Origin of the sequence: Corallococcus sp. AB049A, assembly GCF_003668885.1 — a bacterium.
Classification (GTDB): domain Bacteria; phylum Myxococcota; class Myxococcia; order Myxococcales; family Myxococcaceae; genus Corallococcus; species Corallococcus interemptor.
Window position 1 is genome coordinate 1 of the sequence record NZ_RAWL01000370.1, and the last position, 8,689, is coordinate 8,689.

Annotated in this window: 6 protein-coding genes; 2 read left to right on the forward strand and 4 right to left on the reverse strand. The window is 72.3% G+C overall.

Features of this window, described 5'->3' with window-relative positions; genetic code table 11:
- A partial coding sequence (locus D7X55_RS30215) for a Sapep family Mn(2+)-dependent dipeptidase (protein WP_147470268.1) occupies positions 1-1,486 on the forward strand: 1,486 nt, incomplete at its 5' end.
- 7 nt (positions 1,487-1,493) lie between these two features.
- Here the strand turns inward: D7X55_RS30215 and D7X55_RS30220 are convergent.
- Positions 1,494-3,527: an ATP-binding protein gene (locus D7X55_RS30220; protein WP_233610157.1), complete on the reverse strand. Its 2,034-nt coding sequence runs from the start codon at positions 3,525-3,527 to the stop codon at positions 1,494-1,496.
- A 267-nt stretch (positions 3,528-3,794) separates the two neighbouring features.
- Here D7X55_RS30220 and D7X55_RS30225 point away from each other — a divergent pair, with 267 nt between their 5' ends.
- Positions 3,795-4,757 carry an ornithine cyclodeaminase family protein gene (locus tag D7X55_RS30225; protein ID WP_121724877.1) on the forward strand — a complete coding sequence of 321 codons (963 nt, stop codon included), beginning with the start codon at positions 3,795-3,797 and terminating at the stop codon, positions 4,755-4,757.
- A 26-nt stretch (positions 4,758-4,783) separates the two neighbouring features.
- Here D7X55_RS30225 and D7X55_RS44245 read toward each other — a convergent pair whose 3' ends face one another.
- The 3 genes from D7X55_RS44245 to D7X55_RS30240 all read right to left on the reverse strand — a co-directional run.
- Complete coding sequence (locus D7X55_RS44245; RefSeq protein ID WP_120552479.1) at positions 4,784-5,971, reverse strand: tetratricopeptide repeat protein; 1,188 nt, start codon at positions 5,969-5,971, stop codon at positions 4,784-4,786.
- A 113-nt stretch (positions 5,972-6,084) separates the two neighbouring features.
- Positions 6,085-7,002, reverse strand: coding sequence for a hypothetical protein (locus D7X55_RS30235; protein WP_120552480.1), 918 nt, complete (start codon positions 7,000-7,002; stop codon positions 6,085-6,087).
- Between the two features lie 117 nt (positions 7,003-7,119).
- Positions 7,120-8,689, reverse strand: a 1,570-nt coding sequence (locus D7X55_RS30240) for an FAD-binding oxidoreductase (RefSeq protein WP_233610158.1), incomplete at its 5' end; no start/stop codon positions are given.

The window sequence follows — 8,689 nt, forward strand, 5'->3', positions numbered from 1 at the left end:
GGGCACCTCCGCCGCGGAGCGTTACGCCGCCTACGTGCAGGCCTGTGCGCTGGACGACGTGGTGGCCCTCACCCAGACGCTCGTCCGCTTCAAGACCGTGAGCAGCGAGGCGCCCGCCGCGAAGAACCCGGAGGTGGCCGCCATGGGCCGCGCCCTGGAGGCCTGGGCGAAGGCGCACGGCTTCGGCTTCCGCACCGTGGGCGACAACGACGTCTTCGAGCTGTCCTGGGGCGAGGGCGAGCCGCTGCTGGGCCTGGTGTTCCACGGCGACGTCGTGCCCGCGCCCGCGCATGAGTGGAAGCGCGCGCCCTTCAAGCCCGTGGTGGAGAAGGGCCGCCTGTACGGCCGGGGCGTGGAGGACGACAAGGGCCCCATCGCCTCCGGGCTCGTCGCGCTGGCCATGGCCAAGGACCTGGGCCTCAAGCCCCAGGGCAAGGTGCTGATCATCATCGGCAACGGCGAGGAGAGTGACTGGAACGGCATGAAGAACTACGCGGACACGCAGCCCAAGCCCACGCACGTCATCTCCGTGGACTCCGGCTACCCGGTGATGGCCGCGCAGTCCGGCTTCGTCGCGTGGACGCTGGAGGCGCCCGTGGGCACGGCCCTCGCCACGCCGAAGGAGGGCATCGTCGCGCGCGCCGTGGACGTGAGCGCGGGCGAGTTCCTCACCCAGGTGCCCGGCGCCGCCACGCTGAAGCTCGCGCCCGTGAAGGGCCAGACGCCGGAGACGGTGCTCGCCGCGGTGAAGGCCGCCATCGCCCAGGAGTCCCCCGCGCGCAAGGACCTGAAGGCGCAGGTGAAGCGAGAGGGCGACACCGTGGTGCTCACCACGCACGGCGTGGCGGTGCACTCGTCCACCGCGGATGAGGGCCACAACGCGCTCTGGGACCTGTCCGCCGTGGCCTCGCGTCTGTCATTGGAGGACAACGGCATCGCGGCGCTCTTGCGCGTGGTGGCGAAGCGCTTCGACGGCGACCACCACGGCGACAAGCTGGGCCTGAAGTACGAGGACGCGCTGATGGGCCCGCTGCTCGTCGCGCCCACCGTGCTGCGCGTGAAGGACGGCAGCGTGTCCCTGGGCGTCAACATGCGCCGGCCGCAGGGCAGGGACGCGGCCGCGTTCAACGCGTCGCTGGACGCCGCCGCGAAGCGCGTGGGCGAGGACTCCGGTGGCCAGGTGAAGGAGGGCACCGGCCGCTACCTGGGTGACCCGCACGTGGCGGACACGTCCGGCCCGCTGGTGAAGACGCTGATGGGCATCTACCAGCGGCAGCGCAAGGCGCCGGACGCGGTGCCCGGCTCCATCCGGGGCGGCACCTACGCGCGGCTGTTCCCCCGCGCCGTGGACTTCGGGCCCGCCTTCCCCAACGAGCCCTACACCGGCCACGCCCCGGATGAGTCCATCGCGCTGGAGACGCTGGATTTGAGCACGCGCATGCTCGCGGAGGCCGTGCACACGCTGGCCATCGCGCCCGCGCCGTGACGGTGGCTCACGGCGGCAGGTCGCCCCTGGGCGGGGGGACGCGGGGCCAGCGGATGGTGAAGGTCGTGCCATCCCCATCGCCGGTCTCCACGCGGACGGTGCCCTGGTGCGCCTGGACCAGCTCGCCGACGATGTAGAGCCCCAACCCCAGGCTGCGCTGCTTGTTGCCTGGATCCTGCTGCGGACGCGACTGCTTGAACGGGTCGAACAGGTGCGGCAGCACCTCCGGGGGAATGGGGTCGCCCTCGTTGCAGACGCGCATCACCACGTCCATGGGCTCGCCGGTGAGCTGGGTGACCACGGGTGAGTCGTTCCTCGCGTGTTGCAGCGCGTTCACCACCAGGTTGCCCAGCACCTGCGTCACGCGGTCCGGGTCCCACTCTCCCCACAGGTCGTCCCCGTGCACCTCCAGCGTGAGGGGCCGCTCCGGATAGACGACCTGCAACTCATCCAGCACGCCCTGGCACAGCTCCAACATGTTGACGCGCTGGCGCGTGACCGGGATGCCTCCGCCCAGGCGGCTGCGGGCGAAGTCGAGGATGTCGTTGATCATCCGCGTCATCCGCGCGGTGGCCTTGCGGATGCGGTCCACGGAGCGGCGCGCGCCCGTGTCCAGGTCCGGGACCTTGCCCAGCATGAAGGCGGACGCGTTCACCGCGTGCAGGGGGTTGCGCAGGTCGTGGCCCAGGACGGCGATGAGTTCTTCCCGGAAGTCGATGGCCTGCTGGAGCGCGGCCTCCGCGTGCTTGAAGTCGCTGACGTCCACCACCGTGTTGCCCACCCCCAGGAGCACGCCGTCCGGGGTGCGCACCGGGAAGTAGTCCACGCGCCAGAACCCTGGACGGCCCCGCACAGGATCCGGCCCCTGGATGAGCACGTCCCGCAGGGGCTGCCCGGTCTCCAGCACCTGGCGCATCGGCCGCTCGACGGACGCCTGGAGGTCTTCCCGGACCATCTCGCGCACCGTGCGGCCCAGGTGCATCTCCACGGACTTGCTGTTGAGGCGCGCCATCGTGCTGTTGATGCGCAGGTGGCGCAGTTCCAGGTCCAGGAAGGCGATGCCCACGGGCGCCGACTCCAGCAGTGAGTCCAGCTGCGCCAGCGACCGCTCGGCCTCCCGGCGTGCCGCGTGCTCGCGCTCGTGCAGCTCCACCTGGGCGATGTGCGCGGACGCCCGCTCCGCGATGGCGTGGAAGAGCAGCACGTCCGAGTCGGAGAAGGCGAAGGCCGTGCGAGAGCCCATGTACGCCATGCCCAGCAGCTGCTCACCGTTCATGAGCGGCAGGCCGTACAGCGCGCGCAGCCCCGCGCGGCGCAGCGGCCCGAGGAGGACGCGCGGGTCGGTGGCGGCCGAGCGGACGAAGAAGGGCCGCCGCTCCAGCGCCGCCTGCCCGCTGACGCCCTGGCCCACCTGCACGCGCAGGCCCTTCACCTCGTCGGTGCCCAGGCCCACCGCGGCGCGCACCACCAGCGCGTCGCCCTCCAGCATCATCACCGCCGCCGTGTCCACGGTGAGCGCGGTCTCCATCAGCCGGGTGAGCAGGCGCTCCAGGAGCGTCTCCATGTCCGGGTCATCCAGCGTCGCCTCGGACATGCGGTCCAGCGTCTGCAACGTGCGCTGCTTCATGTCCCAGAAGAACGTCATCGTCCGGGTGACCACCCGGTCGAGCGTCTCCTCCAGCCGCGTGAGGTCCCCGGGCCGCAGCTGCTGCTCCTGGGTCTCCAGGCGGTGGAGGATGCAGCGGCGCAGGAGGGCGTACTCCTGGGCCACCTCGCCCAGGTTGAAGCCCGCGTCCATCCGGGCCGCGGCGTGCGCCGCCTCCAGGCGCTCGTCCAGGGCCTCTGGCCCCGCCTCCATCGCGTCCGCCAGCGTGGAGAGCAGCTCCGGCAGGTGGTCGATGAGCCAGGGCGGGTGCGCCGGCGCCTTCCCGCCCAGGTGCTTCATCACCTCCTGCTGCCACTCCGCCAGCAGCACGTCGTGGTTCGCGCGCAGGAACTCCGCCGCGCTGGGGCGGGGTCCGCCGCGCGCATGCTCGTCCACGGAGTGTGAATCCGGCCCCTGCATCGCCAGTCTCCCCAGGCCATCGCCCGGCCGCGCCGCCCCTCGCGCGAAGTCTGCGCATGGTGGCCCCGGCGTGCCTTGCCCTCGCGTCGGATGAAGGTCCTCCGCGAGCCCTCGGCCGCCGGTTCCAGGGAGGCCCCCGGACGCGGCGCCCGGTGCGCCGTTCACCTTCGTGCGCTCGGCCGGGCCGGGGGACGTTCGCGCCCCAGGGCGCGCGGGGGCTTGGGGTAGGGTGGCCGGCACAGCATGCCGACCCTCCTGCTCAACCGCTCCGCCGTGGCCCGCAACACCCAGGCGCTCCTGCTCCTGGACGACTTGCGCGAGGCCTTCCGCACCGACGCCCTGGCCCGCACGGTGGCCCCGCAGCGCGTGCGCGCGCCGCTGCACTCGGAGGGCACCGCGCTGGTGCTCTTCCCCGGCTCCGTGCCCGGCATCCCCGCGTACACGGTGAAGGTGCACGCGAAGTTCCCCGGGCAGACGCCCGCCATCCAGGGCGTGGTGCAGCTGCACGACCTGGTCACGGGAGGGCTGCTGGCGGTGATGGACTCCGGCCACCTCACGGCCGTGCGCACTGGCGTGGTGGGCGCGCTGGCCGCGGACGTGCTGGCCCGGCCGGACGCCTCACGCGTGGCGGTGATTGGCGCCGGCCGCCAGGGCGTGCTCCAGCTCAAGCAGCTGCGGCTGGTGCGCACGCTCACCCAGGTGCGCGTCTTCGACACGAACCTGGCGAACGCGAACGCCTACGCCACGCGCATGTACCAGGAGCTGAACCTGCCCGTGAGCGTGGAGACGTCCGTGGCGGACGCCGTCGCGGACGCGGACCTCGTGGTGACGGCCACGTGGAGCCACCACCCCTTCCTGCACGCGGGCATGGTGCGGCCGGGCACGCACATCACCGCGCTGGGCGCGGACGAGCCGGGCAAGGCGGAGCTATCGAAGGATTTGCTCGAACAGGCGCTCTTCGTCTGCGACCACCGGGGCTTGAGCGTGTCCACCGGCGCGGCGGGCGCGGTGGGGCTCACGGAGGCCTCCATCCACGCGGAGCTGGGCGAGGTCCTCGCGGGCCTCAAGCCCGGGCGCACGTCCCAGGAGCAGGTGACGGTGTTCGCCGGCGTGGGCCTGCCCTTCCAGGACCTGGCCACCGCCTGGCACGTGTACCAGGCGGCGACGGGCGACGAGGACGTGCCCACGCTCGACTTCAACGCCTAGAAGCTCAGGCGTTGCCCAGGCCTTGCTCAGGCCTTGGCGAGGGCCTGCGAGAGGCGCACGGCCTCCTCGTGCAGGTCGGTGTCCTCCGCCAGCGGCATGGCGAGCACCTTCTGCACCAGCTCCTTCGCCTTCGCCTCCTGGCCCAGGCGCGCCTGCGCGAGCGCCAGGTTGAGCAGCGGCTCCGGGCGGTCCGGGGCGCGGCGCACGGCCTCCTCCAGCACCGTCACGGCGCGCGGCAGGTGCGCGTTCGCGGGCTCGGCGGGTACGCGCAACAGCAGCTGGCCCAGGTTGTTCGCCGCGCGCCAGCCGTCCGGCGCCAGGCTCATGCCCTGCTCGTACGCGGCGATGGCCTTGTCGTACGCGGGCGGCTCCTGCGCCTCGAAGCAGGTGGCCTCCGCCATCTTCAGGGACTCGTTGGCCACGCCCAGCGACGCCATGGTCTGGCACAGGTGCCGGGCCTGCTCAATCTGACCGCGCGCCAGCATCAGCTGCGCGAGGTTCGCCTGGGCGTCCGCGTCCTTCGGGCGCTGGGCCGCGAGCGCGGAGGCCGCCTGGTAGGACGTGCGCAGGTCGCGCAGCGCCATGGACAGCACCGTCACGGACGCGAGCAGGCGCGGCTGGTTGGGCACCGCCTTGAGGCCCTGCTCCAGCACCTTGCGCGCGTCCACCAGCTTCTCCTGGGAGGACAGCGCGTGTGACAGGCTCAGGTACGCGGGCACGAAGCGCGGCGCCAGCGTGAGCACCTCGCGCAGCGTGGCCAGGCCCGCGTCCGTCTGGCCGGCCTCCAGCTGCACCTGGCCCAGGCGGTAGCGGAACACCGGGTTCTGGGGCGCGAGCTTCGCGGCCTGGGACAGGGCCTCCAGCGCCTGGGGCGCCTTGTCCTGTTTGATCAGCATCATGCCCTTGCCGAAGTGCGCCTCGGCGCGGTTCGGCTCCAGCGCGAGCACGCCCTGGTAGGCCTTGAGGGCGGCGTCCAGCTGGCCCTTCTGGGCGGCGATGTTCGCGCGCACCAGGCCCGTCTCCGCCGTGGCGCCCTGCGCCTCCGCCTTGGCGAGCAGCCCTTCGGCCTGGGGGACCTTGTTCTCCACCAGCGCCAGCTTGGCCATCACCACCAGCGCGTCGCGGTGGTTGGGGTTCTTCGCGAGGAGCTTCTCGGCCTCGGCCCTGGCCTGGGCGACCTGGCCCTGCGCGAGAAGGGTTTCCAGAGAGTTCATGAGGGAAAGTGTCCCCCAGGGGGCGGGGGCTGTCGAGCAACGGGGAAAAGGAAAGGGCCTCGCCCGGATGGACGAGGCCCTTGGGAAGAGCTTCGGGTGCGCGAGGCTGGGGACTACCAGTGGCTCAGCGCGTTCTTGATGCCCTCGCCGACGTTCTTGATGCCCTCGCCGACGTTCTGCACCGCGTTGCCCAGGCCCTCGGCGGCGCTCTTCGCCGCGTCGCCAATCTTGCCCACGTCGACGGAGAAGCCGAACTCGATGCTCGCGCCGATGCCCAGCGCCGCGCCCACGTCGAAGTTGGCGGACAGCTTGCCGTCCTTCAGGCCGACGTTGGCCTCGAACTCCACGCCGATGCCGGCGAAGGCCTCGGCGCCGGCCGTGACGGTCGCGGGGCCAATCTCCTGGCTGACCTCCGCGCTGGCGCGGGCGCCGGCGAAGGCCTCACCGTGGACGGAGGCCGCGGCCTGGCCGTGCAGCGGGTCCAGCACCACCTGGCCCGTGGCGGTCGCCTCGGCGCCCACGTTGCCCTCGGCGCCCCACTCGGAGCGGCCCAGCGCGCTGTCCGCGTGGCCTTCCACGGAGCCGCGCACCAGGTCGGCGCGCGCGTCCACGGAGCCCTGCGCGCCAATCTTGCCGTGCAGCGGGTCGATGGAGACGTTGCCCTGCGCGGCCACGTCCGCCGCCAGCACCTGGCCCTCCACCGTGTTGTGGAAGTTGCCGTTCACGTCACCGGAGGTGTGCGAGCCGGAGGCCGCGGAATAGCTCTTGTTCCACTCACCGGAGGCCACCGTCTGGTCGAAGCGGCTGGTCTCCAGCTGCTTCTGGATGTCCGTGGTGGTGTTGGGGTTGGCCTGGTTGCTGGTGGAGACGCGGTTGCCCTGAACGCCGCGGTTCAGGTTGATGGTCGCCTCGCCCTGCGCCCGGTTCTCCGTGTGGGCCTGGACCTCGCGCCGCACCTGCGTCCCGTTGGCCGGAGGGGTCGTCGTGGTGTTCCGGAACACGGGGCGGTAGCGGTTGGTCTCGATGGACATGGAAGCGGGCTCCGGCGGGCGCGAGGCGCGGTGGGAAAGCTTGTGACTTGAGAATTTATCGGCAGGGGCCCGAGAAAGTTTCCGCGTCTCTTTTTCTTTCTGATCCGCCCATGCCCCTCAGGGCTCGGATCTCCCGGGAGCCAGGATTCCCTGGGGATCGAACGCGTCCTTCAGCCGCCGGCGCACCGCCGTGGAGTCGTCCCGCACGGCCGGTACGGCTCCCTGCGCCTGGAGTCCGGCTCGGGTCAGGTGATACCCGGCGTCCGCCAGCTCGCGGGTGAGGGCGCGGTAGCAGGCCTGGGCGCGGGTGTCCTCGCCCTTCGCGTCGCGGTCATAGGCGAGCGCGGTGATGAGGTAGACGCAGCGCGGGGAGAACGCGAGCAGGGCCAGGTTGGGCTCGAAGCCGAAGAGGCGGGGGACGCGGTCCGCGATGTCGGTGGCGCGCTTCGCGTCCTGTCCGGTGAAGGGGACGGCGACGCAGCACCAGATGAAGCCGCAGCGGTCGCGGTCCGGGTTGGGGTCCTCCGGCTGGGGCGTGCGCTTGCGCCAGTAGGTCATGGCGAGGTTGGCCTCGGAGGGCACGCCCTGGAAGCCGCCCTCGCCGTCCAGCACCTCCGGGCCGAAGGACAGCGGGCGGAAGGCGCCCTCCAGGGCCCGCGCGAGCCGCTTCTCCAGGAGCGCCCCGAACTCCGCGTCCGGGGCGGTGAGGGTGCCGCTGATGGCCCAGCGGCCGAAGCCCTCGCGGAACTTCTCCCGGGCCCAGTCCGGCAGGGGCGTGCGGCCCACGGCGGCGTAGGGGAACTGCTGGGTGACGCTGTAGGCCTTGATGTCGTTCCAGAAGAAGAAGCTGCCCTTGAGCGTGCCGTCCAGGGCCAGCGCCTGGAGCCGGTCCACGAAGGTCCACAGCTGCGCGTCGTCGTTCACGGCGCAGACGAACTCGCGCAGCCAGGGCTGCTTGCGCGCCAGCCAGAACGTCATCCGCGTCACCACGCCCAGGGACGACTGGCTGAACAGGCCGTCCAGCACCGGGCCCAGGCCCCAGCGGAAGACGGGCGCGGCGCGCGAGTCCGGGAACCTCGCGTGGCCCGTCTCGATGCGCTCGCCCGTGGGCAGCACGGCCTCCAGCGCGCACACGTGCTGGAAGATGTCCGCGTGGGGGCCGCGTCCGTCGCCGCGCTCCAGCGCGTTGCCCACCAGGCTCGCGTCCGGGGAGCCGCCGATGGTGGTGATGAAGTTCGCGGACTGGCGCTCGCGCAGGTACGCGGCGGCCTGGCGGAACGTCACGCCGGGCTCCACGGTGATGTACGCCAGCTGTTCGTCGTACGCGACGACGCGGTTCATGCGCCCCAGGTCCAAGAGCACGCTGCCGTCGCCCGGAGGCACGCGCGAGCCATAGCCCCAGTTGCGGCCGGCGCTCACCGGGTACACCGGCACGCGGTGCGCGCTCGCGATGCGCAGGCACGCCTGCACCTGCGCGGTGTCCGCGGGCCGCACGATGGCGGGGATTGTCTGGGTGGTGGCGAAGGTGGCCGTCCGGGCGGCCTCCAGCGCTTCGGGGTCCACGACGACGTGCGCCTCGCCCACGGCCTCCCGCCACGCGGCCAGGGCCGCCTGGAGGTCCGGAGCCTTGCCTTCGGTCTCGCTCACGGCGCCGCAGTATGCCCGCGCGAGCGGCCCTGCGCTGACC

What these genes read in the sequence shown, in the direction of transcription:
- D7X55_RS30225 (WP_121724877.1), top strand. Translation starts at nt 3,795, where the DNA reads ATGCCGACCCTCCTGCTCAACCGCTCCGCCGTGGCCCGCAACACCCAG.
- D7X55_RS44245 (WP_120552479.1), bottom strand. Translation starts at nt 5,971, where the DNA reads ATGAACTCTCTGGAAACCCTTCTCGCGCAGGGCCAGGTCGCCCAGGCC.
- D7X55_RS30235 (WP_120552480.1), bottom strand. Translation starts at nt 7,002, where the DNA reads ATGTCCATCGAGACCAACCGCTACCGCCCCGTGTTCCGGAACACCACG.